The sequence below is a fragment of the Streptomyces sp. NPDC044064 genome (assembly GCF_056434245.1).
This window is the reverse complement of record NZ_JBWKFN010000006.1, coordinates 306,757-331,186: the sequence shown is the minus strand read 5'-3', so window position 1 is coordinate 331,186 and position 24,430 is coordinate 306,757. Positions and strand designations below refer to the sequence as shown.

Genomic DNA, 24,430 nt, shown 5'->3' with positions numbered 1-24,430 from the left:
ACAAGGGCTCTGACGCCCTGTGGGCAATCAGCCCTCCGTCTCCTTGATCGTGTCCCGGTACACCCGGGCCGCCGCCCGCAGCGCCGCCTCCGGGTCCACGCCCTCCGCCTCGGCCCGTACCGCCATGGCCAGCAGCTCATAGCCGATGCCTTCCCCCTTCGGCAGCGCGACGTCCAGGCCCGCCGTGCGGACGCGGGAGGCGAGTTTGGCGGTGAGGGCGAGGCCGGGCTGGCCGAGGGGGACCCCCTCGGTGACCGAGGTGCGCCGCTTCTCCTCGGCCTTGGTACGGAGCCAGTGCTCCTTGACGTCCTCGGGGGTCTCGGCCTTCTCGTCGCCGAAGACGTGCGGGTGGCGGTGGATCAGCTTGGCGACGATGCCGCCGGCCACGTCGTCGATCGAGAACGGCGTCTCCGGGTCCTCCTCGGCGATGCGGGAGTGGAAGACGACCTGGAGCAGGACGTCGCCCAGCTCCTCCCGCAGTTCGTCGCGGTCGCCGGCCTCGATCGCCTCGACCAGTTCGTACGCCTCCTCGATGCCGTACTTCGCCAGGCCCTGGTGGGTCTGCCGGGACGACCAGGGGCATTCGAGACGGATGCGGTCCATGACCTGGACGAGGTCGAGGAGACGGGCGCCGGGCAGGTCGTAGGAGGCGGGCAGCAGCTCCAGCTCCGGCATCCGCACCCGGCCGGAGCCGGCCAGGCGGGCCAGGCCGTCGGTGAGGGCGGGCTCTCCCTCACCGGTGGCCACGACCACCACCGTCCGCCCGCCGGCACAGGCGTCGACCAGCTCCTGAGCGGAGGGGGACTCCTGCGCCACCGATATCCCGGCCTCCCGCAGATACGGCAGCTGCGGGTGCGCACCGTCCGCGCACAGCACCGCGTCGGCGGCGCGCAGCGCCTGCCAGGCGGGCCAGGACAGCAGGCCGGGCGCGACACGGTGGCTGGTGGTGAGCAGGACGATGCGGCCGGGGGCGGCTTCGGGGCTGGTTGCGTTCACGATCCGAACCTAACCCACGGTGAAGAGGGACGGGATCGGTTGTCCACAGGGGCAGGGGTGCCGTGTGATCGTATGACCGGCGGTCGTCCACAGGCCGCCAGCCGTACCGTTACGGCACCCCGGAGACCGCCCGCTAGGCCGTCTGCTGCTGTCCGCCCGCCGTGACCTCCCGCACCCACGGCGTCTTGGCGTCCACCCGGCTGCTCTTCTGCACGTCCCAGGAGCCGTAGCGCGGGTTGAGGTCGACGTGGAGTTCCTCGGAGGCCTTGGACAGGGCCTTCCAGAAGGCGGGCTGAGCGGTGTCGGTGCCGAGCTTCGCGGCGAGCTTCTGCGCCTCCAGCTGGAGGCGGAGGTTGTCGTCGAGCCGCGCGGGCGCGATGCCGTACTTCTGCAGCCAGGCCGTCTCCAGCCCCTTGGTGCCGCCGGCCTGCTGCTCCAGGCCGCTGCGCATCTGCAGGACCTCCTTGCGGGTGACCGTGATCCCCCCGTCCTGCGCGGCGCGGTGCAGCACCCGGTCGAGGACCATGTTGTGCAGGGTGTCGCGGGTGAGGCTGCTGGTGGAGGAGAGGACCTGCTGGTACTGGGTCTCGTCCGGCACCGCGGCCCGCTGCGCCTTGCGTACCTCGTTGACCCGGTTCTCCAGCTGCGCGACGGTGATCCGCTGCCCTCCCACGACGGCGGCCGCGCCGGGGTGCGCATCGCTTCCGCAGGCGGCAAGAAGGGGGGCCGCGGCGGCGATCGCGGCGGAGAGGACGAGCGCGGTGCGACGGCGGCGGTGCAAGGAAACCTCCCGAGGAGATTGTGCGACGGTGCACAAAGTCTTGCGGTGATCGATGGTAGGCAGCGGCTCAGCTCTGGCCAAGCCATTCGACCAACGATTCACCACGACTTCAGGCACCGCCGCGCGCGCCGGCGGTCCCGCCGTCAGCCGGTGACGGCCACCGGCGCGTCCCATGCGTCACGGTCGACGGTGAGCGTGACGCCGCCGTGCGCCTCCTTGCTGTTGACCATGTACTGGTGGGCGCGGCTGTGACCGGTGAACTGGGTGGCGCCCCACGGCCAGTCCGCGGTGGTGGTGTTCTGCTTGTCCCACAGCGCGTACCAGAGGTTGCCGGGCAGGTCCGTCTTGTCGGTGGCGGTGGCGACGGCCTTGGCACTGGAGCTGGTGAAGCCGTAGTAGCCGGCGCGGTACGTCTTCGCGTGCAGTTCCTTGTCGAAGGCGCGGACGTACGTCAGCACGGCGTCGTTGCACGACGTGTTCGTGGTGTCGTACGCCTCCATGTCCAGGTAGATCGGGCTGCCGGCCTTGATGCCGAGCGCCGAGGCCTTGGCCACCGCGTCGTCCGCCTCGGACCTGCCGACGGACGCGGCGGTGGCGGCGCTGATCTTCACGGACCCGCCGGACCCGCAGGACGGCTGGGAGCCGACGTACAGGGGGATGAGCTTCCAGCCCATGGCGGTGACGTCCGTGACCCACTTGGACGTGAGGTTGGGCTGGTTGCAGCCGCGGTTCTTGCCGCCCACGTAGACGGCGGCGGCGCCGTAGAAGCCGGTGTGCCAGGCCTTCATCGTGGCTTCGGAGGGCGCCGTGCAGGTGTCGAAGGCACGGCCGGTGAACGTCTTCTGCGCGGGCCAGGCGGTGGCGGCCATGGAGGTCTGCGCGGCGATGCCGGCACCGGCGACGACGGCCGCTCCGGCCACTGCCCACGTGGTGTACCTGCGCTTCTTCGACTGCCGATGACCGGCCATGAAACCCCACCCCTGCTCGTACGTGCCTGGCGAAAAGCGAAGCGCAACCTATAAGGCGCCGCCCCTGCCTTCGGGAAACGCAATCCCCCGAAGATCACAAGAATCCCTCAGGGAACAGCAAAATCTAGCCGCGCACCTGCCCCAGCCACTGCAGGGTGCGGCGGATCTCGGCGGCCAGCGGGTGTCCCGGGCCCTGGAAGCGTTCGACATCCATCAGCAGCCGCGCGAGCGTGTCGTGGGCGGCCGGGCGGTCGCCGAGCGCGAGCAGCAGGTGGCCGATGCGGCGCCGCACGTCGTGGGCGAGCTGCGGGTCGCCGGATACGTACTGGTTCTCGTAGTACGGCAGCAGCGCGCGGTACTCGGCGAGCGCCGCCGCCGGTTCGCCGAGCTGCTCCAGACACTGGGCGGCCTCGTAGCGGAAGCGCAGGGACTGCGGGTCGGCCTGGCCGGCCTCGGCGGCGCGTTCGTCGCCGAGGCGGCGCAGTTCGGGCAGTGCGCGCCGGTACTGGCCGTCGTCCATGAGGGTGGCCGCGTACTGCTTGCGCAGGGTGCGCACGACCGGGGAGTGCTCGCCGTGCTGTTCGGCCGCGGCGGGCAGGATCGCGCCGAGTATGTCGACGGCCTGGGTGATCCGGCCCTCCCCGAGGAGCCGCTTGACCTCGTCGACGGCGGCGGCGACGTCGGGCTTCTCGGCCGTGTTCGGCACGGGCGTCACGGGGGCGGGCTGGGGCGCGGGCGTCCGCGCCCGGTCCGGCCACGGGGCGTGCGGGCGCAGGAATGGGCGCGTGGGGTCCAGAGGCGCCCCGGTGGGCGTCCCGCGCGCGGGCAGGAGCAGCGCCAGGTGCTCGTACACCTCTTGTGCGGAGGCCGGCCGGTGCTGCGGGTCCTTGGCGAGCAGGCGCAGCACCAGTGCCTCGAGCGCCTCGGGGACCTCGGGGCGGATACGGCGCACGGGCAGCGGGGGCTCGTACAGGTGCCGGTGCAGCACGCCGAGCGCCGTGGATCCGGCGAACGGCACGTCCCCGCTGAGCAGTTCGTGCATGAGCACACCGAGCGCGTACAGGTCGGTGTACGGGCCGACCGCGCCGCCCATCGCCTGCTCGGGCGCCATGTAGGCGGGTGAGCCGATCGGCGAGCCGGTGTGGGTGAGGCGGGTGGTGTCGGTGTCCATGACCGAGGCCACGCCCAGGTCGAGCACGGTGACCGTGCCGTCCTGCTTCACCATCACGTTCCGCGGCTTGAGGTCGCGGTGCACGATCGGCACGGCATGCACGGCGCTCAGCACGGCGCACAGTTGCGCGGCCACCGCGACCGCCCACTGCCACGGGTACGGGTCGTGCTCGGCGAGGTGGTCGGAGAGGTCGGCGCCGTCGACGTACTGCATGACGAGGAACAGCTCCTCGCCCTCGCTGCCCGCGTCGTGCACGGTGACCAGGCCCGGGTGGTCCACCTGTGCGGTGACCCGGCACTCGCGCACGAAGCGGCGGCGCAGCTCGTCCGCCTCTTGCCCGGCCACCTTGTCCGGGCGCAGCAGCTTCACCGCCACGCGCCGGTCGAGCCGCTGGTCGTACGCCGTCCAGACCTGGCCCATGCCGCCCTGTCCGATGAGCGTGGACAGCTCGTACCGACCGGCGACGACACGTCCTGTCGCCACGGTCACCGTCCGCCCTCGTGGCCGGCGTCCTGCCTGCCCTCGTCACGGCCGTCCTGGTGGCCGTCGTGCTTGCGCAGGTAGTCGCTCAGCTCGTCCAGCTCGGCCCGCACCTGCTCGATCCGGGCGGGCGCCGGACGCTGGGGCGGCGGGGTCGTCAACGGGGGCCGCGGGACGGGCGTGTGCGCCGCCGGGGGCATGGCGGGCGGGGACGGGGCGGGCGCCGGGGTCCGCGCCCCGATCGTCGCCGTGAACGGCGACGCGGGCTGCGGATAGCCGTACCCGGACAGCCCGCGGCTCGCCTCGTACGCCTTCTGCAGGTTCTGGAAGTGCCGGGAGTCCGCCACCAGGTAGTACACGAGCACGATGGGCAGGACGCCGAGGATCAGGGCCATCCCCAGGTAGCCGCCCGTGGTGTGGACCTCCTCGCCGGGCTCGCTGCCCAGCAGCACGATGGCGAGGAAGTCGGCCGCCAGCACCGCCACGAACAGGCCCCAGTCCAGCGACTTGCGCGTGACGACGGCCAGCCGCAGCAGTATCGCCCAGGTCAGGAAGCCGAGGCTGAAGATCCCGATCGCCACGAACAGCACACGCATGAAGACCAGCCACCCGATGTGGGGCGGCTGCTTCACCGGCCGTGCGTAGCCGTGGCCCTGCATGACTGCTCCTGATGCCTGACATGGGTGTACGTGCCCGCCCGATGCGCTCGGCCGGGCGGACAACACCACTCGTGCGATGGTCGCTTCGAGCATATGGCCCGGCGCGGACAACCGGCCCGGGTTGTACCGAACCGTTGTCCGGGCGCCGCCGTCAATCAGGCGCGACGATGCCGTCCGTGAGCCCGTCGTACATCCCGCGCACGAGCTGCTCCCCGAGCCGGCTCGCATGGCGCAGCGCCCGTTCGAACTCGTCGAGTGCGCGGAAACGCGCCCCGTAGCGCCGTTGTTCGTCGAGCGGGAGCCGGGGCAGCTGCAGGCGGCGCACGTCCAGGCGGGTGGCCGTGGACGCGTAGCTGCTGGCCTGGCGGTGGTTGGCCGTACCGCGCAGGAATCCGGCGAGGAACCAGGGGTCGAGCGCCGTGGGATCGGGGCGCAGCAGCACGAGACTGCGCCCCAGGGCGGCGCCCCCCGTCGCCTCGTCGATGACGCGCGCCACCGAACCACCCCCGAGCACCGGTACGACGACGTCGCCCGGTTCGGTCAGCACGGCCTCCTCTTCGCTCTCCGGAAGCGTCCCCGAGGGTGCCGTTCCGGCGAGCACGTCATGGTCGGTGAGAACGGGCACGCGCGCGCGACCGCCGTTTCCGCCGGTGCGCAGCACCAGCGCGCCCCCGCGCGCGAGTTCGCCGACGGTGGTGAGCGGCCGGCGTGCGGGCGGCACCGGGCCGGCGGGGGGCGGGGTCAGGTCGGCGGTCAGCCGCAGGGTCTCGCCGAGGCGCTCGCGCACCGCCGCGAGCTGCTCCACGCCGTCGGCCACGGCCGGGGGCGGCAGATGGCGGGCGGGGGCGAGGTCCACGTCGTCGTCGAGCAGCTCGATGACCGGCACGGAACGCGCCAGCCCCGGCCGCTCCTCCAGCCGCCCCGCGCGCTCGAAGGTCCGCCAGGCGTCCAGGACGGCGTCCCGTACCGCCTGCCAGTCCGGCCCGCCCCGCGCCTCGCCCGCGAACCGTCCGGTGTCGGCCAGCAGCACCTCGGGCGCCGCGGGCGTCCGGTCCGGGCGGCGCAGCACCCACACGTGCAGCGGGATGTTGTACGGCGGCGCCGCCCCGACCGGCAGCGCGAGCACGGCCCGCAGCGCGCCCCGGCGCAGCAGGTCGGCGCGGATCCGGCGCCCGGAACGGCGGGAGGCCGCGGCCGGCGGCATCAGCAGGACGGCGGTGCCGCCGTCGGCCAGCCGGGCCAGCGCGTGCTGCACCCAGGCCAGCTCGGACTCGGTGCGCGCGGGGAAGCCGTACTCCCAGCGTGGGTCGTAGGCGAGTTCGTCGTGGCCCCAGTTGCGCTCGTTGAACGGCGGATGGCACAGGACGGCGTCGGCGCGCAGCTGCGGGTGGGCGTCGCCGCGCAGGGTGTCGCCGACGGCGCCGCGCACGGTGGCCCGGGTGTTGAGGGCGAGCCGCAGCGCGGTCAGCGCGGCGAGGTCGGGCGCGCTGTCCTGGGCGTACAGCTCCTGGTCGGGGCGGGGGTCCACGGCGCGCAGCAGGGCGCCGGTGCCGCAGGCCGGGTCGAGGGCGGTGCGGGCGGGACCGGCGAGGTCCGCCATGAGCCGGGCGAGTTCGGCCGGGGTGAGCGTGTACTGGCGCGGGTTCGCGTCCAGATGCCGGCCCAGCAGGAACTCGAAGGTCTGCCGCGCCCCCGTCTCGGCGGCCAGCTCGGCGGCGCCGCGCAGGAGAGGGGCGGAGGGGAGGAGCTGGGGGCCGGTCGGGGTCTGGAAGGCGGGTGCGGTGTGAGTGGCCGGGGAGCCGGCCTCGCTGTGAGCCGCCGTATCGGTGTTCACAGGAAGCGGACCGTCAACAGCCGATGAGGAGCCCGCGGAACGGTCGGTGTGAACACCGCGGGCGGATGCGGCGCCGAAGCGCGGCGTGAGCACCCGGTCCAGCGCGCCGGGCAGCATCGCGGCCAGCCGCTCGTCGGAGCCGGCGCTCACGTCGAGCCAGACAGTGGGGCGCTCATGGATGAGCAGCAGGGCGCAACCCGCGTGCACCAGGGCGGTGACCGGCCCCTCGGGATGGCCGGCGAGCTGCTGCCAGACCCGTTCCCGCAGCGGGACCTCGGCGAGCTTGCCCTGGTTGCGCAGCCAGGCCTCCACCTCGGCCAGCGCGAAGGACGGGCTGGTCTCGGTGCCGCCGACCGGCTTGGGGAAGTCGGCGTGCCGGCGGCGCCAGTTGCTGACGGCGGCCCGGCCCACCCCGGCGAGCCGGGCGATACCGGCCGCGGTCACCTCTGTCGCGTTGTCCTGCACCGGCCCCACTCCCCCTCGTCCCGTGTGTGCGCCGAGCATACCGGCGTACACAAGATCCCTGCCTTCACGCACGTGTACACAACCAATGATGTGAATCGTGTTGACTCGGTTCACACGCTCTGGTCTTATTGACCCAGCGAACGAGCGGCCAGCCGGAGGGGGCGGTCGCCACGCCAGGGGAGGGGGTCCCGTCATGGGGATGAAGGGCAAGATCGCGCTGGGCGCCGTCGTAGGGGTCGTCGTCATCGGTGTCGTGTCCGCGAACGCCGGCAGCGACGGCAAGAACGCCGGTTCCCGGAGCAAGGACTCTTCGGCCTCCGCCGCGCACCAGCCCGGCGGCAAGAAGGACCCGGGGGGTGCCGAGGCCGCCGAGAGGAAGAAGGCGGCCCTCGACGGGACCGGCGACTACCAGGTCGGCTCCGACATCAAGCCCGGCACCTACCGCTCCTCCGGCAACACCGACGGCATGTGCTACTGGGAGCGCGCCAAGGACGCCTCCGGTGACACGGACTCGGTGCTGGCCAACGACAACGTCACCGGCACGAGTTACGTGACCGTCAAGGCCGGCGACAAGCTGTTCAAGTCGACCGACTGCAAGGACTGGCAGGCCGTGGGCCCGAAGGCGAAGGGCACGCCCGCCGCCTCGATGGACGGCGACGGCGGCATGTTCAAGGTCGGCACGGACATCGCGCCGGGCACCTACAAGTCCTCCGGGAACAAAGACGACTCCTGCTACTGGGAGCGCGCCAAGGACGCCTCGGGCGACACGGACTCGGTGCTGGCCAACGACAACGCCTCCGGCACGGCCGTCGTCACCATCAGGTCCACGGACGCCTACTTCAAGACGACCGGCTGCGGCGGCTGGAAGAAGACGGGCTGACCCGAGGGGTCGCCGCCTCCACCGCAGACACGGGGCAGACCCGTGGCCGGGTGCGCCCGGGCCGCCCCGCCGCATCCGCGGCACATCACCACGCACCACATCGCGTCACCCCCACGTTCCGCTTCACCTCACTTCTCTCAGCAAGGAACTGCCATGCGCCGTACCGCAATCGCCGCCCTCTGTCTCGCCGCCGCGGCCACCGCGGGACTCACCGGCTGTCTGCCGGGGCAGGACAAGGCGGACAGCAAGCCGAAGGGCCCGTTCACCGGGCTGAGCGGCGGCCAGATCGCCGACCGGGCGGTGAAGGCCACTACGGGGGCCTCGTCGCTGCGGATGAAGGGCGATGTCGCCGACGACGAGAGCACCGGCACCATCAGCCTCGACATGGCCCTGGACAAGCAGGGCGAGTGCGCCGGCACGATGAGCATGGGCGGCCAGGGCAAGGCCGACCTGATCAAGACCGGGGACACCGTCTACATGAAGTACGACGAGGCGTTCCTGCGCGCCCAGAGCAAGGGCGAGTCCAAGGAGGACACGGACGCGGCCGTGTCGATGCTGGCCGGGAAGTGGACCAAGATGTCGGCGAAGGGCAAGGACGCCAAGGACATCGCGGGCTTCTGCGACCTGAACTCGGTCCTCGGCGGCGCGGGTGACGTCAACTCGGACGCCACCCGCGGGAAGACCACCACCGTCGACGGCACCCCGGCGATCGTGCTGCACGAGAAGGACGGCAAGGACCGCTACACGCTGTACGTGGCGGCCCAGGGCAAGCCGTATCTGCTGCGGGTCGACAGTTCGGCCGGCGTCAAGGAGCCGGTGCACCTGTCCTTCACCGACTACGAGAAGCCGGTCCCGGCGAAGAAGCCCGCCGGGAAGGTCATCGACCTGGACGCGCTGGGCGGCTGAGGCCGGACGGCCGGTGCCGCTGGGCCCGGCGCAAGGTCACAGCGGATGCCGCATCCATACGTTGGGTTCGACGTAGACGGCGTACCCCCGCTCCGGTTCGCAGCGGACCGGGACCAGCGCGCCGGGCACCTCGACGTCCCCCGGGGTGTCGAAGGGCAGTCCGGTCCAGCGGCGCCACTCCTCCAGCGAGGCGCCCACGGTCATGGAGGCCGGGGCGATCGAGTCGATGGTGGCGCCGGCCCGGGCGTGGACACGCAGCCACGGGTCCTCGGGCAGGCCGTCGGGGCGGAGCCGGTGGGCGTACTCGGTGATCGGGGTGTGCGGTTCGCGGTGCTTGGCGCTCGGGCGGACGGGGGCGACGACCTCGCTGAAGCCGTGGCCGCGGGCGTTGTCCCGCATCGCCGAGAGCATGACGGCGGACAGGCCGTGGCCCTGGGCGTGCGGGGCGATGACGACGGAGATCGCGCTGACCGTGTCCGGGCGGGTGCCGCTGCGCCGGTCGGCGAAGGCCCACAGCAGGATCTCGTCCCAGCCCCGGGCCGGCAGGGTGCCCCGGCCCTCGGCGGCGAGGGAGAAGGGCACGCTGAAGGCGTGCGCCACGACGTCGCCCCGCTCGTCCTCGGCGAACAGCGCGTACTGCGGCAGTTCGGTGGGGATACGGCCGTAGTGGGCGCTGCCCACGGGGTCGTTGGTCACGAACTCGGGCCAGGTGTCGGCCATCCCGAGCACCGCCTGCAGCCGGTCGGGCCGCTCGGCGAGCGTGCTTACCTGTACGTCCATGCAGGTCACCGTATGCGGCACACACCCGCGGGGACAGCGAATTCAACCGGGTGCCGGGGGACGGTGGTTCAGCCGGAGCCGGGGGCGGGCCCCGCTCAGCGCGCCCGGAACCGCTCCGGGGCCTTCGTCGGGTTGCCGCCCGTGGGGAGATTCTGGTTCGGGCAGGCGGTGAGGACCTTCTTCATCGCGGCCTTCTCGGCGGCGGTGACCCACAGGCCGTACTTCTGCTTGACGGCCACCTGGGCCGCCACATAGGTGCAGCGGTAGGCCTGGTTGGGCGGCACCCAGGTGGCGGTGTCGCCGTCGCCCTTGCCCCGGTTGGTGCTCGCGTCGACCGCGAGCAGGTTGAGGGGGTCGTTGGCCAGGGCTATGCGCTTGCTGGGGTCCCAGTACTTGGCGCCCTTCTGCCAGGCGTCCGAGAGGGCGACGACATGGTCGATGTCGACCTGGCTGCGGCCGCGCCGGTAGGTGATGTCCTTGCCGGAGTAGGGGTCGGGCTCCAGGAGCCCGTAGGTGACCCTGCAGCTGCCGCCGGTGAACTTCACGTCCTTCAGGTCGCGCTTGAGTATGTCGTCGCGGGTGTCGCAGGAGTTGGAGTCGGTGTCGGCCCAGGCGGAGCCGAACCGGGCCCGGGAGTAACCGGTCTTCGGGGCGCGGCCCTTGACGGGCAGCGACTCGGCGGCCGTGAGGGCGGCGCCCCCGCCTCCCGTCCGCTCGGGCCCGGAGGCCCCCTTGTCCTGTTCTGCCTTGCAGCCGGCCACCGCGACCATCACGACCGCAGCGGTGACCGCCCCACCCCTCAGACGCCTCACGCGCGTCCCCCCTGGTTCGCCCCGGGTCCGCCCTCACATGCGGGGCGGATCGTTCCGCCCACCACCGTAACGGCCGTACGGCGTCTCTCCGACGGGGGCCGCCGAGGAGATTCCGTGCAGTGGGTGTTGTGCGGGGGCACGCGACGCCCGGAACGGAGCGCGGGGCTGCGGGGTCGCACGCCCTCTGAAGGCCTGCGACCCCGAAACCCTCCTCGTCGCCTACGAGCCCAGGACGGAGGCGAGGAACTCCCCGACCCAGCCCAGCAGTTCGCGGCCGACCAGTGGCTTGCCGCCCACCTTCGCGGTCTTCGGGCGGGGCACCAGCACCTGGTGCACGGCCGGCTTGATGACCGTGCCCGGGTACAGCCGCTTGACGCGCAGCTCCTGCGACTCGCGCAACTCCACCGGCGCGAAGCGGATGTTGGTGCCCTGCAGGACGATCTCCCCGACGCCGCACGCGCGCGCGAGCATCCTGAGCCCGGCCACCAGCAGCAGGTTCTCCACCGGCTCGGGCAGCTTGCCGTAGCGGTCGGTGAGTTCCTCGCGGACCGCCTTGATGTCCTCCTCGGTGTTGGCGGAGGCGATGGCACGGTAGGCCTGCAGACGCAGCCGCTCGCCGGGGGCGTACTCGTGCGGGACGTGTGCGTCGACGGGCAGCTCGATCTTGACCTCGAGCGGCGGCTCCTCCTCGATCTCGCCCGTCTCCAGCTGCCGCCGGTAGTCGGCGACGGCCTCGCCGACCATGCGCACGTACAGGTCGAAACCGACGCCCGCGATGTGCCCGGACTGCTCGCCGCCGAGGAGGTTTCCGGCGCCGCGGATCTCCAGGTCCTTCATGGCCACGTACATGCCCGCACCCATCTCGGTGTGCTGGGCGATCGTGGCGAGCCGCTCGTGCGCGGTCTCCGTGAGCGGCTTCTCCGGCGGGTACAGGAAGTAGGCGTAGCCCCGCTCCCTGCCTCGTCCCACGCGGCCGCGCAGCTGGTGCAGCTGGGAGAGGCCGAAGGTGTCGCCGCGCTCCACGATCAGCGTGTTGGCGTTGGAGATGTCGATGCCGGACTCGACGATCGTCGTGGAGACGAGCACGTCGAACTTCTTCTCCCAGAAGTCGACGACGACCTGCTCCAGGGCCGACTCGGACATCTGGCCGTGGGCGGTGGCGATGCGCGCCTCGGGGACGATGTCGCGCAGCCGGGCCGCCGCGCGGTCGATGGACTCGACCCGGTTGTGGATGTAGAAGACCTGGCCCTCGCGCAGCAGTTCGCGGCGGATGGCCGCACCGATCTGCTTCTCCTCGTACGGCCCGACGAAGGTGAGCACCGGGTGCCGCTCCTCCGGGGGTGTGGTGATCGTGGACATCTCGCGGATGCCGGTGACCGCCATCTCCAGGGTGCGCGGGATCGGGGTGGCCGACATGGTCAGCACGTCGACGTTGGCGCGGAGCTTCTTCAGCTGCTCCTTGTGCTCGACGCCGAAGCGCTGCTCCTCGTCCACGATGACCAGGCCGAGGTCCTTGAACCTGGTCTCGGAGGAGAACAGGCGGTGGGTGCCGATGACGACGTCCACCGCGCCGTCCTTGAGGCCCTCCAGGGTCGCCTTCGCCTCCGTGTCGGTCTGGAAGCGGGAGAGGGCCTTAACGCTCACCGGGAACTGCGAGTACCGCTCGGAGAACGTGCCGAAGTGCTGCTGGACCAGCAGGGTCGTGGGCACGAGGACGGCGACCTGCTTGCCGTCCTGTACGGCCTTGAAGGCGGCGCGGACCGCGATCTCGGTCTTGCCGTAGCCGACGTCGCCGCAGACCAGGCGGTCCATCGGGACCGACTTCTCCATGTCCTCCTTGACCTCGGCGATGGTGGTGAGCTGGTCGGGGGTCTCCGCGTACGGGAAGGCGTCCTCCAGCTCGCGCTGCCAGGGCGAGTCACCGGCGAAGGCGTGGCCCGGGGCGGCCATGCGGGCGCTGTAGAGCTTGATCAGGTCGGCGGCGATCTCCTTGACGGCCTTCTTGGCGCGCGCCTTGGTCTTCGTCCAGTCCGCGCCGCCGAGGCGGTGCAGGGTGGGGGCCTCGCCGCCGACGTACTTGGTGATCTGCTCCAGCTGGTCGGTGGGGATGTAGAGCCGGTCGCCGGGCTGGCCGCGCTTGGCGGGGGCGTACTCCACGACCAGGTACTCGCGGGTGGCGCCCTGGACGGTGCGCTGCACCATCTCGATGTAGCGGCCGACACCGTGCTGTTCGTGGACGATGTAGTCGCCCGGCTCCAGGGTGAGCGGGTCGATGGTCTTGCGGCGGCGGGCCGGCATGCGGGCGCCGTCCTTGCCGGCGGCCTTCTGGCCGGACAGGTCGGTCTCGGTGAGGACGGCCAGCCTGAGCGCCGGGTCGACGAAGCCGAAGTCGATCGAGCCGCAGGAGACGTGCACGACGGAGGGGTTCAGCTCGCCGAGGTCGGCGTCGAGGCGGGCCGCGATGCCCTCGCCGCCGAGCACCTCCACGGTGCGGGCGGCCGGGCCGTGGGCCTCGGTGACGAAGACCGTGCGCCAGCCGTCGGCGAGCCAGCCCTTGGTGTCGGCGAGGGCCTTGGCGGTGTCGCCGCGGTAGGTCTCGGGGGCGTGCATGCCCAGCTTGAGGGTGTCCTCGTCGAGCTCCTCGTCGGCGGCGAAGGGCGAGACGGACCACCACATCATGTCCAGTTCGCGGGCGCGGTCGCGGACGTCGGCGATGGACCACAGGGAGGCGGCGCCGACGTCGATCGGGGCCTCGCCGCCGCCTGCCGTGGCCGCCCAGGAGGCCTGCAGGAACTCCTGGCTCGTCGCCACCAGGTCCGCGGCACGCGTGCGGACCCGCTCCGGGTCGCACACGACGGCCATGGCGTCCTTGGGCAGGACGTCGAGCAGCAGCTCCATGTCGTCCACCAGCACCGGCGCCAGGGACTCCATGCCCTCCACCGCGATGCCCTCGGCGATCCTGCCGAGCAGTTCGCCCAGCTCCGGGTGCTCCTCGGCGAGGGCACGCGCGCGCGTACGGACGCTGTCCGTCAGCAGCAGCTCACGGCAGGGCGGGGCCCACAGGCCGTGCTCGGCGACTTCGAGGGAGCGCTGGTCGGCGACCTTGAAGTAGCGGATCTCCTCGACGTCGTCGCCCCAGAACTCGATGCGCAGGGGGTGTTCCTCAGTGGGCGGGAACACGTCGAGGATGCCGCCGCGCACGGCGAACTCGCCACGCTTCTCCACCAGCTCCACGCGCGCGTAGGCGGCGGCCGCGAGGGCTTCCACGATCTCGTTCAGATCCGCCGTCCGGCCCGTCCTCAGGGACACCGGCTCCAGGTCGCCGAGGCCCTTGACCTGCGGCTGGAGCACGGAGCGTACGGGCGCCACGACCACGGAGACCGGGCCGGTCTCGGGGTCGTCGGGGCGGGGGTGGGCGAGGCGGCGCAGGACCGCGAGGCGGCGGCCGACGGTGTCGCTGCGCGGGCTGAGGCGCTCGTGCGGGAGGGTCTCCCAGGAGGGGTACTCCACGACGCCCTCGGGCGGCAGCAGCGAGCGCAGGGCCGCCGCCAGGTCCTCGGCCTCGCGGCCCGTCGCCGTCACCGCGAGCACCGGGCGGGCGGCCTCGCGGGCGAGGGCGGCGATCGCGAAGGGGCGGGCGGCGGGCGGGCCGACGAGGTCGACGTGCATGCGGTTGCCGTCCGCGGCTGCCGTGATCGCTTGCGCGAGGGCGGGGTCCTTGACTACGGAGTCGAGCAGACCGTGCAGGCTCATGAGGGCATCCATCCCGGGGAGGGGGCAACGCAAACAGCCCGACACGTCTCACGGGCCGGGGTTGCCAGCCTACGACGCCGACGGCGCCGGTGCCGCGCCCGGACCGCTCCGCCCTCCCGACGGGTGCCCCTAGACACCCCTAGACGGTGTCACCGCCGGTGACGAAGGTGACGGTCACGCCGCGGCCCGGTTCGACCGCGACGAGCAGCGCCGAGCCGAAGGCCCGGGCGATCCGTTCCAGCAAAGGGAATGTCGGCATACATTTTCCATGCTCCAGCCGGGAAATTGCCGCCTGCGTCAGACCGGAAAGTTCCGCGAGCCGGGTTTGCGTCATTCCGGTTTTTCCGCGCCATTCACGCACGGCTCGCCCAAGAGTTTCCTCCAGTCTTTCGTCAGGAATTCTCCTGCGTTCGACGCACTCCAAAGCCACCCCCGTTGATGACGCATCTTCACTCCCGGATCGCTCGACACCGACGAGCCTCGGAACAGATGCACATCCGAAGGATAGCCGAAGCGCGGCCTCGGCCGACGCCCGCTTGAGCAAGATCTGAGCCTCTCCCCACCCCTGCCGACCGATGCCCGGACCATTCCGTCCACGACATATAGCGAGACTGGTATACAGCCGATCGACTGCCATATATGGCGAGGTCAGTAGACCCGGAGTAACAAATTCCGCATTCCTCGACGGACCGGCCGCCAGAAAGTCAATTGCCCCCATGGAGCGGACATGCCATCGTTGCCGCCACCTCAACCGGAAAGGGAAAGCAGCCTTGACCAAGTTGCGTGCCACACTGACCGGAATCGCCCTTTCGGGCGTTCTCCTCGCCTCTGGCGCGGCGCCCGCCCTGGCGGATTCCGCACCCACCGGAAACGTTTCCCACTCGGCGACCTCCGCTGTGACCAAGGCGCAGAAGCTCGCCAAGCTGAAGTCCCTCACCCTGGATTCAGACGCCTCGGCGCAGAAGTGGAGCGAGGCACTCACTCTGCACCTTCAGCACAAGCAGGCGATCGAGCAGTACAAGTTCAACTGGCACACCGATTACTGCACCTACTCTCCGGACACGCTGCCCGGCGGCTACACCTTCAAGTGGGGTTGCTACCGCCACGACTTCGGCTACCGCAACTACAAGGGCCTCGTGGGCAACTACTACTTCAAGAGGGACCACAAGCTGCGCATCGATAAGGCCCTCCTCAGGGACCTGAAGGCTGCGTGCAACTGGAAGCCCTGGGCCGACCCGTACCCGCCGGCGCAGCGGAAGCTGCTGAAGCAGTCCTGCCTGAGGACCGCGCAGAAGTACTACGACGCGGTTCGCGCCGCCGGCTGATCCACCGGGATCCGCGCCGCCAGCCGTGACCGGTGACGAGCACGCGGACGGCGGGGCGCGGAGTTGATCTCCGCGCCCCGCCGTTTTCCCCCCGTTCCCCCGTTGCGGGTGGCCTAGTCCGTCGCGATGGCGTTCAGTACGTTCATCCGCGCCGCCCGGAACGCCGGCACCAGGGCCGCGAGCAGGCCCACGAAGGCCGAGCCGATGAAGACCCCGGTGATCGTCGGCCAGGGGATCTCCAGGACCTTCATGCCCTCCAGGGCGAGGAGCTTCTGCGCGGTCGCGCCCCAGCCCATGCCCAGGCCAAGCCCCAGCAGCGCGCCGAACAGGGCGATGACCACCGACTCCAGCCTGATCATGCGGCGCATCTGGCGCCGGGAGAGGCCGAGGGCCCGCATGAGGCCGATCTCCCGGGTCCGCTCCACCACCGACAGCGCCAGGGTGTTGACCACGCCCAGGACCGCGACCACGATCGCGAGGGCGAGCAGGCCGTACACCATGTTGAGCAGCTGCCCCACCTGGTCGCGCAGGTCCTTCTTGTAGTCGGACCGGTCCATGACCGTCACCGACGGGTCCGCGGCCACCGCCTTCTTGAGCGCGGCGTAGACCTGGTGCTCGTCACCGCTGTGCCCGGCGAGCACCGCGATGTCCAGCGGCATCCGGTCCGCGGGCATGTACCTGCCGACCGTGGTGACGGCGGTGTACATCTTCCCCTTGTCGATCGCGGTGTCGTCCGAGGTCACGGCGGCCACCCGGAGCCGGGCCGTGCGCCCCCCGTCGAAGGCGACCTTCAGGGTGTCGCCGACCTTGACGCCGTTCTCGTGAGCGAAGTCCGACCCGACGGAGATCGCGTCGCGCCCGTAGACGGCGGACAGACTGCCCGAGAGGGTCGTGCGGCGCACGTCCTGCGGATAGGCGGGGTCGGTGGCGAACAGTTTCTGCTTGTGAGCGCTGCCGTTCGGCAGGGTCAGCTCGGCAGGCACCTCCTTGAGGCGGGAGACGTGGGCGAGGCCGGGAGTGCCCTGGATGGCCTTCACTGCGGCCGGCGTGAGGGGCTTGCTGCCGCCGCTCGCCTCGATGATGAAGTCGGCACCGACCGACTTGTCCAGCTCGTCGGTGGCCGAGGCCACCATCGAGGAGCCCACGACCGACAGGCAGGCCACCAGGGCCAGGCCGATCATCAGCGCCGCGCCGGTGGCGCCAGTGCGGCGCGGGTTGCGCAGCGCGTTGCGCTCGGCCATCCGGCCGACCGGACCGAAGATCCGCAGCATGACCGCGCCGAGGACGCGCACCAGGCCGCCGGCGAGCAGGGGGCCGATGGCGACGAAGCCGATCAGGGTCAGCACCACGCCCAGGCCCAGCCACGCCGAGCCGTCCTTGGCCTGGTCGGCGGTGGCGGCGACGTGCAGGCTCCAGCCGCCGGCCCCGGTCAGGACCAGACCGATCAGGGCCCGTACGACACCTGCCCTGGCGTCGGCCGGGGCGCCCGCCTCGCGCAGGGCGGCCATCGGGGAGATCTTGCCCGCGCGCCGGGCGGGCAGGTAGGCGGCCAGGACGGTGACGACGACACCGAGGAGCAGACCGAGGGCCGGAGTGGTCCAGGCGACGGTCAGATCGTCGGTGGACAGGTGCATGCCCATGGTGCCCATGAGCTTCATCAGGCCGACCGCGATGCCGACCCCCGCGCCGACACCGAGGGCGGACCCGATGAGGCCGAGCAGCAAGGCCTCGACGAGCACGGAACGGTTGACCTGCTTGCGGGAGGACCCGATGGCGCGCATCAGGCCGATCTCGCGGGTGCGCTGGGCGACCAGCATCGAGAAGGTGTTGACGATCAGGAAGATGCCGACCAGGAAGGCGATCCCGGCGAAGCCGAGCATCGCGTACTTCATGACGTCCAGGAAGGACTTGACGTCCTTCTGGTTGGCGTCGGCGACCTCCTTGGCGGTCTGCACCTGGTAGCCGTGGCCGAGTCCGGCCGCCACGTTCTTCTTCAGCTGGGCGTCGGTGACGCCCTTGGCGGCGGTGACGTTGACGTTGGTGTAGACACCGGTGCGGCCGACCAGGGTCTGCTGGGCGGTCTTCATGTCCAGGTAGAAGATCGCCGCGCCCGGGTTGGTGACGGTGAAGGTGGCGATGCCGGACACGCGCGCGTGGTGGGTGCCCACGACGGAGATGATGCCGATCTCGTCGCCCAGCTTCAGATGGTGCTTGTCAGCGGTGTCCGCGTCGACCATGACCTGGTCGGGCCCCTTGGGCGCCGCACCCGAGGTGATCTTCATGGTGCGGGCGTCGTTGCCGTTCCAGCTGCCGACGATGGTCGGGGCGCCGCTCTTGGGCGAGAGCTTGTCCAGGTCGTGGTCGACGACGGTCACCGAGGTCGAGAACACCGTGCCCTCGGCCTTCGTGACGCCCTGGGCCTTTCGGACCTCGCCGAGCACGGAGGCCGGCATGACCGGCGGCTTGCCGGTGCGGGAGGTGGTCTCGCCGGTGTCGGACGCGTCCTTGGCCGTGACCGTGACGTCCGAGGCCGTCGCCTCGAAGAGCTTGTCGAAGGTGGTGTTCATCGTGTCGGTGAACACCAGGGTGCCGCAGACGAAGGCGACCGACAGCAGCACGGCGACCGCCGACAGCGCCATGCGGCCCTTGTGCGCGAGGAAGTTGCGCATCGAGGTCTTCAGGACGGTCATGACGTGCGCCCCCGGGCGTCGAAGTCCTTCATGCGGTCCAGGACCTGATCGGCCGTCGGCTGGTACATCTCGTCCACGATCCTGCCGTCCGCGAGGTAGAGCACGCGGTCCGCGTAGGAGGCGGCGACCGGGTCGTGGGTGACCATCACGATGGTCTGGCCCAGCTCGTCCACCGAGCGGCGCAGGAAGCCCAGGACCTCCGCACCCGCGCGCGAGTCGAGGTTTCCGGTCGGCTCGTCACCGAAGATGATCTCCGGTCGGGCGGCGAGTGCACGGGCCACGGCGACGCGCTGCTGCTGGCCGCCGGAGAGCTGGGTGGGCCGGTGCTTGAGCCGTCCGGCGAGCCCGACGGTCTCCACGACCCGGTCCAGCCACTCCCGGTCCGGCTTGCGGCCCGCGATGTCCATGGGCAGCGTGATGTTCTCCAGCGCGTTGAGCGTGGGCAGCAGGTTGAACGCCTGGAAGATGAACCCGATCCGGTCCCGGCGCAGCTGGGTGAGCTTCTTGTCCTTCAGGCCGGTTATCTCGGTCTCGTCCAGGTAGATCTGCCCGCCGGTCACGGTGTCGAGGCCGGCGAGGCAGTGCATCAGGGTGGACTTGCCGGAACCCGAGGGGCCCATGATCGCGGTGAACTGGCCCCGGGCGATGTCCACGTCCACATGGTCCAGGGCGACGACACGGGTCTCGCCGGACCCGTACGCCTTGACGACCTGACGCGCTCGCGCGGCAACGGCCGTACGCCCGCCAGTTCCCCCGTGCCTGGTAGTGGTAACAGCCGATGTCACGGTATGTCTCCTAAATCGGTTGGCAGATGTGCCGTCGCGCCCTGGTGTGCCGGTGCGTCGTCCTGGGTACGGCGTCGAGTCTCGCCTGCGAGGGGTGCGCCCCGCGCTGGTGCGAAGCCCCCTCTTGTGCGGGGGAAAACCCCACCCCCGCCGGTTCGGTCAGCCGCCCCCCGACGGCGTAAAGCCAGATTAAGGACGGCACCCGGCCCGTCTCCTCCTCCGGCGGTACGAACCCTCCCCAGGTCGTAGTACGGAGATACCCCTAGGGGTGGTCCACCGCCGGGTGGAGTCCCTCTCAGGGTCGGCTCCACCCTCCGGCCCAGAAAGCCTCCACCCTCCCGTCGCGTCAGGGTCAAGTCACGCGGGCCGTGGGAAGCTGTCGTACCGGAGATAGGTGCAGGGGGCACGGGAGGGGAATCCGGTGGGGAGTACGACACCCGCGATACGCGACGGCGCCGCGACGGAGCAGCGCACCGGCAGGAGAGGCACGGTCGTCGCCGCGCTGATGCTGTCGATGGCGCTGGCCGCGCTGGACGCCACGATCGTCTCCACCGCCGTGCCGCAGATCGTCGGCGACCTCGGCGGGTTCTCCGTCTTCTCCTGGCTGTTCTCCGGCTATCTGCTCGCCGTCACCGTCACCCTGCCCGTCTACGGCAAGCTGTCCGACACCTTCGGCCGCAAGCCGGTCCTGGTCGCGGGCGCCGCCGTGTTCCTGCTGGGCTCGCTGCTGTGCGCCGGTGCGTGGAACATGGGGGCGCTGATCGCGTTCCGGATCGTGCAGGGGCTGGGCGGCGGCGCGTTGCAGGGGACGGTGCAGACGCTGGCCGCCGACCTGTACCCGCTGGCGGAGCGTCCGAAGATACAGGCCAGGCTGTCCACGGTGTGGGCGGTGTCGGCGGTGGCCGGGCCGGGGCTGGGCGGGGTGCTGGCCGCGTACGCCGACTGGCGCTGGATCTTCCTGGTCAACCTGCCGATCGGGGCGGCCGCGCTGTGGCTGATCGTCCGTCATCTGCACGAGCCCGAGCGGGAGAAGGCGGCACGCGCGCGCGTGGACTGGGCGGGCGCGCTCGCGGTGTTCGCGTGCGGCGGGGTGCTGCTGACCGCGCTGGTGCAGGGCGGGGTGGCCTGGGCGTGGCTGTCGGCGCCCTCGCTCGCGCTGTTCGGTGCGGGGTTCGCACTGGTGGGCGTGGTGGTGTGGGTGGAGCGGCGGGCGGCGGAGCCGATCATCCCGGGGTGGGTGTGGCGGCGCCGGACGATCGCGGCCGTCAATCTGGCGTTCGGCGCGCTGGGGCTGCTGATGGTGGCGCCGTCGGTGTTCCTGCCCACGTACGCCCAGTCGGTGCTCGGGCTCGGACCGGCGGCCGCAGGTCTCGTGCTGTGTGTGTGGACGCTGACCTGGTCCGGGTCGGCGGCGCTCAGTCAGCACGTGTACCGGCGCATCGGCTTCCGTGACACCGCGCTGATCGGCATCGGCATGGGCACGCTGGTCCTGCTCGCGTTCCCGTTCCTGCCGTATCCCGGGTCCTGGTGGCAGCCAATGCTGCTGATGCTGGCGCTGGGCGCCGTACTGGGGCTGTTCCAGCTGCCGCTGATCATCGGGGTGCAGTCGACGGTGGGCTGGTCGGAGCGGGGGACGACGACCGCGTCGGTGCTGTTCTGCCGGCAGACCGGGCAGACCCTGGGCGCCTCCCTGTTCGGCGCGGTCGCCAACGGGGTGCTGGCGGCCAGGCTGGGCGGGGCGGGCGACCTGGAGTCCGTCACGCGCGCGTGGGACGGCGGTACGGCTCCGGAGGCGACGCGGCGGGCGATCGCCGCGGCGGTGCACGCGGTGTACTTCGGCGCGGCCGGGGCCGCTGCGCTGGCCTTCCTGGTGCTGCTGGTGGTGGCGCCGCGGAAGTTCCCGGTGCGGCAGGAGTAACCGCACGGGAAGCGGCGCGGCCCTCCCCGACCCGCTCGGTTAACGCGGGTGACACCCGAGGTCGGACGCGTTTCCGTGCAGTAAGCGCATACCGACCGTCCAGTTTGGCGAAAACCCCGCGCGCCTCGGGACCGGCGAGTAACGTGCGTGACTCCGTTTCCCCCCACCCCCCACCTCCCTGCGGTCCGCCGCCACGGACCCGAGCCACGCAAGGAGCCCCGGGATGTCCTACGACCCGCCGCACCCTCCGTCGTACCTCACCTACCCCTGGCAGCCCCCGCCCCCCGAACCGCCCCGCCCACGCCGCACTCCGCCCCGCGAACCCCTCGGCCACCACAGCGACCTGCGCATCCTGCGCGGTGCCTACCGCTGGCAGCGCCGCACCGCCGCCCTCACCGCGCTCGGCTACTTCACCCTGTTCCTCGTCCTGTCCGCGTTCGCACCGGACGTCATGACGAAAACGGCCGTCGACGGCATCCCGGCGGGCCTGCTGCTCGCCCTCCTCCAACTCCCGGTCACCTGGCTGGCGATCGCGCTGTACGAGCACACCGCACGCCGCCATGTCGACCCGCTCGCGGACCGCATCCGCAAGGAGGCCGAACTGGACGCACGGCGAGGAGCGGCCCGATGACCGCCGGCGCCGCCCCGGACCTCTCCGGCTTCACCGGTTTCAGCAGCTCCGCGCAGACCATGTCGCTGGTCGCCTTCTCCGCCGTCGCCACCCTCACGCTGCTGCTGTGCGTGATGGCCGGTCCGGACCGCGACGACCTCGACGAGTTCTACACCGGCTACGGCTCCCTGTCCCCGCTGCGCAACGGCCTGGCCATAGCGGGCGACTACATCTCCGCCGCGACCGTCCTGGGCACCAGCGGGGTGATCGCCCTGTGCGGCTACGACGGTGTCGTGCTCGCCCTCAGCACGGCGCTGTCGCTGATGCTGCTGATGTTCCTGCTGGCCGAACCGCTGCGCAACGCGGGCCGGTTCACCATGGGTGACGCGCTGGCCCGCCGGATGCCGGGCCGCAGCGTGCGGATCACCATCTGTGCGGTCACGATCGCCTCGCTGCTGCCGCTGATGCTGGTCCAGCTCGCGGGCACCGGACAGCTGATGGCGTTCATCCTCGGCTTCTCGAACGAGTCGCTGAAGACCGGCTGCGTCGTCGGCCTCGGCGGGCTGATGATCAGTTACGCGGCGATCGGCGGCATGAAGGGCACCGCCCTCATCCAGATCCTGAAGATCGTGATGCTGGTCGGATCGGGCGCCGTGATCGCCGTACTGATCCTGCGCCGCTTCGACTGGGACCCGGGCGCCCTGTTCGGCGCCGCGGCCCGGCAGAGCGGGGCCGGACCGGCCTTCCTGCACTCCGGGCTCGAGTTCGCCGGACACCCGCGCGCCCGCCTGGACATGATCACCTCCGAGCTGACCATCGTGCTCGGCGGCGCCTGCCTGCCGCACATCACCATGCGCATGTACACCGCCTCCAGCGCCCGCCAGGTGCGCCGCTCGCTGTCCTGGGCGGTGTCGATCGTGGCGCTGTTCGTCCTGGTCATCACGGTGATCGGGTTCGGCGCCACGGCGCTCGTCGGCCGCGGCGCGATCGCGGCGGCCGACCCGCAGGGCAACACGGCCTACCTGCTGGGCTCGCGGGCGGCGTTCGGTGCCGGCGTGTCGACCGCGGAGACCTTTCTGTTCACCATGGTCACCACGGCGATCTTCCTGACCCTGCTCGCCTCAGTGGCCGGGATGATCCTCGCCTGTGCCAACTCCCTCGCCCACGACGTGTTCGCCGCCCGGGTCCAGGAGATGCCGGCCCGCAGGGAGATGACCCTGGCCCGGCTGTCCGCGCTCGCCATAGGCGTCCCGACGATCCTGCTGGCCACCAGGGTGCAGAAGTACAGCCTGCAGCCCCTGGTCACCCTCTCCTTCTGTCTGGGTGCCTCCGCCCTGGCACCTGCCCTGGTGTACGGCCTCTTCTGGCGCCGCTACACCCGCAGCGGGCTGATGGGCACGCTCCTGGGGGGGTCGCTGACCGTGCTGCTGCTCATGCCGGGCACCAACCTCGTCTCCGGCTCGCCCGTGTCGGCGTTCCCGCACGCCGACTTCAACTGGTTCCCTTTCACCACGACGGGCATCGTCTCCATCCCGGCCGGCTTCTTCTTCGGCTGGCTGGGCACGGTCGTCTCGGGCCGCCGGAAGGCGGAGGAACAGCGGCGCCAGTACGAGGCCGTGGAGGGTTGGATCCTCGCCGGGGCGGTACGCAGAGGCGGTTGACGACGTCCGCGCGGGGGGGGCTACTCCAGGGTCGCCCTGCCCGTCAGCGAGATGAGGCTGCTGCGCACGTAGTCCATGTGCGCCTGGACGTCGTCCCAGGTCTCGCTGTGCTCGCGCAGCACCCGCTCGGTGTCCAGGGCGATGCGCTCCTCGCGCGCGTGCGCCTCGGCGACGATGTCCGCGGCCCGCACGCGCGCCTCCTCCTGGCAGCGGCGCCCGAACTCCTCCGCCTCGCCGAGGGCGTGCTCCGCCTCGGCGAGGGCGGACTCGGCGCGGGTGAGCCGCTCGGCCTCCTCGGCCTCCAGCGCGGCCGCCCGCTCGGCGTCCTCGCGTTGCGTGGCCTCCCACCGCTCGGCCAGCTCCCGGGACTGCTCGCCGAGCATGCAGGCGGTGCGCTGCCGTACCTCCCGCAGCGCGGCGAGCGCCTCCCCGCGCGCTTCCTTCACTTCGAGCCGGGCACCGACGCGCAGGTCGTCGGCCTCCGCGCGCGCCGCGAGGAGGCGCTGGCGGGCACGTTCGTCCGCGTCCGCGCGGAGCGCGTCCGCCGCTTCCTGCGCCTCCTGGCACAGGCCGAGGGCTTCCGCTTCGGCCTGCGCGACCTGTTCGCCCGCCGCGCGCCGCGCACGGTCACGGACGTCCGCCTCCTCCTGCAACGCGAGTTGGTGGAGGTGCTGAGCCTGCTCTCCGAGGGTCTCGTAGGTCTGGGGAGCGAGCCGCGCGACCGCCTCACGCAGCCGCGCGGCCTGCGCACCCATGTCCTTGGCGAGCACGGTCAGCCGCGCGGCGCGCTCCCACGCGGCGTCCCGGTCCAGCGACAACACCTCCATGAACGCGTCGACCTGGCCGGGGCGGTAGGCGCGCCCCCGCACGGTCGGGAAGCCGTGCGGCGTCATCGATGCGCTGCTCACCCTGGGAACCCCTCTCCACCGGACATACACGACAGGACGATGTGGCGC

The 24,430-nt window shown here is 71.5% G+C and carries 19 protein-coding genes; 6 read left to right on the top strand and 13 right to left on the bottom strand.

All coding sequences use genetic code 11. The features are described 5' to 3' along the window. Window positions 1-27 precede the first annotated feature (27 nt). The 6 genes from AC07DS_RS12990 to AC07DS_RS12965 all read right to left on the bottom strand — a co-directional run bounded on the left by AC07DS_RS12990 (window position 28) and on the right by AC07DS_RS12965 (window position 7,354). The gene (locus tag AC07DS_RS12990) at window positions 28-996 is read right to left on the bottom strand and encodes a nucleoside triphosphate pyrophosphohydrolase (RefSeq protein WP_479144681.1); all 969 of its coding nucleotides are present in this window, start codon (window positions 994-996) and stop codon (window positions 28-30) included. A 133-nt stretch (window positions 997-1,129) separates the two neighbouring features. Then, entirely contained in the window at window positions 1,130-1,777 is a 648-nt protein-coding gene (locus tag AC07DS_RS12985; protein ID WP_479144680.1) for a SurA N-terminal domain-containing protein, read from the bottom strand. 143 nt (window positions 1,778-1,920) lie between these two features. Next, window positions 1,921-2,745, bottom strand: a complete 825-nt coding sequence (locus AC07DS_RS12980; protein WP_479144678.1) for a glycoside hydrolase domain-containing protein — start codon at window positions 2,743-2,745, stop codon at window positions 1,921-1,923. A 124-nt stretch (window positions 2,746-2,869) separates the two neighbouring features. Further along, complete coding sequence (locus tag AC07DS_RS12975) at window positions 2,870-4,363, bottom strand: serine/threonine-protein kinase (RefSeq protein WP_261386188.1); 1,494 nt, start codon at window positions 4,361-4,363, stop codon at window positions 2,870-2,872. A gap of 38 nt (window positions 4,364-4,401) precedes the next feature. Further along, entirely contained in the window at window positions 4,402-5,055 is a 654-nt protein-coding gene (locus AC07DS_RS12970; RefSeq protein ID WP_479144676.1) for a hypothetical protein, read from the bottom strand. Between the two features lie 151 nt (window positions 5,056-5,206). After that, complete coding sequence (locus AC07DS_RS12965; RefSeq protein ID WP_479144674.1) at window positions 5,207-7,354, bottom strand: N-6 DNA methylase; 2,148 nt, start codon at window positions 7,352-7,354, stop codon at window positions 5,207-5,209. A 193-nt stretch (window positions 7,355-7,547) separates the two neighbouring features. On the opposite strand from AC07DS_RS12965, the gene AC07DS_RS12960 reads away from it, so the two are divergent. Beyond that, window positions 7,548-8,234 (top strand): hypothetical protein, encoded by a 687-nt coding sequence (locus AC07DS_RS12960; RefSeq protein ID WP_479144672.1) that lies wholly within the window; start codon window positions 7,548-7,550, stop codon window positions 8,232-8,234. 153 nt (window positions 8,235-8,387) lie between these two features. Next, window positions 8,388-9,140 carry a hypothetical protein gene (locus AC07DS_RS12955; protein WP_479144670.1) on the top strand — a complete coding sequence of 251 codons (753 nt, stop codon included), beginning with the start codon at window positions 8,388-8,390 and terminating at the stop codon, window positions 9,138-9,140. 36 nt (window positions 9,141-9,176) lie between these two features. Here AC07DS_RS12955 and AC07DS_RS12950 read toward each other — a convergent pair whose 3' ends face one another. The 4 genes from AC07DS_RS12950 to AC07DS_RS12935 all read right to left on the bottom strand — a co-directional run bounded on the left by AC07DS_RS12950 (window position 9,177) and on the right by AC07DS_RS12935 (window position 15,122). Further along, on the bottom strand, window positions 9,177-9,920 hold the full coding sequence (locus tag AC07DS_RS12950; protein ID WP_479144668.1) for an N-acetyltransferase: 744 nt from the start codon (window positions 9,918-9,920) through the stop codon (window positions 9,177-9,179). 95 nt (window positions 9,921-10,015) lie between these two features. Then, a complete protein-coding gene (locus AC07DS_RS12945) occupies window positions 10,016-10,732 on the bottom strand; it encodes an HNH endonuclease family protein (RefSeq protein WP_479144666.1) in 717 nt (238 codons plus the stop codon). Between the two features lie 219 nt (window positions 10,733-10,951). Next, complete coding sequence (gene mfd, locus AC07DS_RS12940; protein WP_479144664.1) at window positions 10,952-14,485, bottom strand: transcription-repair coupling factor; 3,534 nt, start codon at window positions 14,483-14,485, stop codon at window positions 10,952-10,954. A gap of 139 nt (window positions 14,486-14,624) precedes the next feature. Further along, window positions 14,625-15,122 (bottom strand): helix-turn-helix domain-containing protein, encoded by a 498-nt coding sequence (locus AC07DS_RS12935; RefSeq protein ID WP_479144662.1) that lies wholly within the window; start codon window positions 15,120-15,122, stop codon window positions 14,625-14,627. A gap of 133 nt (window positions 15,123-15,255) precedes the next feature. Between AC07DS_RS12935 and AC07DS_RS12930 the strand changes: the two genes are divergently transcribed. Further along, window positions 15,256-15,810, top strand: a complete 555-nt coding sequence (locus AC07DS_RS12930) for a phospholipase A2 (protein ID WP_479144660.1) — start codon at window positions 15,256-15,258, stop codon at window positions 15,808-15,810. 113 nt (window positions 15,811-15,923) lie between these two features. Here AC07DS_RS12930 and AC07DS_RS12925 read toward each other — a convergent pair whose 3' ends face one another. Together AC07DS_RS12925 and AC07DS_RS12920 are read right to left on the bottom strand one after the other, a co-directional pair. Next, window positions 15,924-18,500: an ABC transporter permease gene (locus AC07DS_RS12925; RefSeq protein WP_479144658.1), complete on the bottom strand. Its 2,577-nt coding sequence runs from the start codon at window positions 18,498-18,500 to the stop codon at window positions 15,924-15,926. Then, a complete protein-coding gene (locus AC07DS_RS12920; protein ID WP_145876588.1) occupies window positions 18,497-19,285 on the bottom strand; it encodes an ABC transporter ATP-binding protein in 789 nt (262 codons plus the stop codon). The genes AC07DS_RS12925 and AC07DS_RS12920 overlap by 4 nt, the downstream gene beginning before the upstream one ends. Before the next feature lie 421 nt (window positions 19,286-19,706). Here AC07DS_RS12920 and AC07DS_RS12915 point away from each other — a divergent pair, with 421 nt between their 5' ends. From AC07DS_RS12915 to AC07DS_RS12905, 3 genes are all read left to right on the top strand, one after another. After that, window positions 19,707-21,203 carry an MFS transporter gene (locus AC07DS_RS12915; RefSeq protein WP_479144656.1) on the top strand — a complete coding sequence of 499 codons (1,497 nt, stop codon included), beginning with the start codon at window positions 19,707-19,709 and terminating at the stop codon, window positions 21,201-21,203. A gap of 223 nt (window positions 21,204-21,426) precedes the next feature. Then, on the top strand, window positions 21,427-21,834 hold the full coding sequence (locus AC07DS_RS12910) for a DUF485 domain-containing protein (protein WP_479144654.1): 408 nt from the start codon (window positions 21,427-21,429) through the stop codon (window positions 21,832-21,834). After that, window positions 21,831-23,474 carry a sodium/solute symporter gene (locus AC07DS_RS12905; protein ID WP_479144652.1) on the top strand — a complete coding sequence of 548 codons (1,644 nt, stop codon included), beginning with the start codon at window positions 21,831-21,833 and terminating at the stop codon, window positions 23,472-23,474. Before AC07DS_RS12910 ends, AC07DS_RS12905 begins: the two co-directional genes overlap by 4 nt. Window positions 23,475-23,494: 20 nt before the next feature. On the opposite strand, the gene AC07DS_RS12900 is transcribed toward AC07DS_RS12905, so the two are convergent. Continuing rightward, the gene (locus AC07DS_RS12900; RefSeq protein WP_479144650.1) at window positions 23,495-24,382 is read right to left on the bottom strand and encodes a cellulose-binding protein; all 888 of its coding nucleotides are present in this window, start codon (window positions 24,380-24,382) and stop codon (window positions 23,495-23,497) included. Window positions 24,383-24,430 lie beyond the last annotated feature (48 nt).

What these genes read in the sequence shown, in the direction of transcription:
- AC07DS_RS12980 (WP_479144678.1), bottom strand. Translation starts at nt 2,745, where the DNA reads ATGGCCGGTCATCGGCAGTCGAAGAAGCGCAGGTACACCACGTGGGCA.
- AC07DS_RS12970 (WP_479144676.1), bottom strand. Translation starts at nt 5,055, where the DNA reads ATGCAGGGCCACGGCTACGCACGGCCGGTGAAGCAGCCGCCCCACATC.
- AC07DS_RS12960 (WP_479144672.1), top strand. Translation starts at nt 7,548, where the DNA reads ATGGGGATGAAGGGCAAGATCGCGCTGGGCGCCGTCGTAGGGGTCGTC.
- AC07DS_RS12955 (WP_479144670.1), top strand. Translation starts at nt 8,388, where the DNA reads ATGCGCCGTACCGCAATCGCCGCCCTCTGTCTCGCCGCCGCGGCCACC.
- AC07DS_RS12950 (WP_479144668.1), bottom strand. Translation starts at nt 9,920, where the DNA reads ATGGACGTACAGGTAAGCACGCTCGCCGAGCGGCCCGACCGGCTGCAG.
- mfd (WP_479144664.1), bottom strand. Translation starts at nt 14,485, where the DNA reads ATGAGCCTGCACGGTCTGCTCGACTCCGTAGTCAAGGACCCCGCCCTC.
- AC07DS_RS12935 (WP_479144662.1), bottom strand. Translation starts at nt 15,122, where the DNA reads ATGGCAGTCGATCGGCTGTATACCAGTCTCGCTATATGTCGTGGACGG.
- AC07DS_RS12925 (WP_479144658.1), bottom strand. Translation starts at nt 18,500, where the DNA reads ATGACCGTCCTGAAGACCTCGATGCGCAACTTCCTCGCGCACAAGGGC.
- AC07DS_RS12910 (WP_479144654.1), top strand. Translation starts at nt 21,427, where the DNA reads ATGTCCTACGACCCGCCGCACCCTCCGTCGTACCTCACCTACCCCTGG.
- AC07DS_RS12905 (WP_479144652.1), top strand. Translation starts at nt 21,831, where the DNA reads ATGACCGCCGGCGCCGCCCCGGACCTCTCCGGCTTCACCGGTTTCAGC.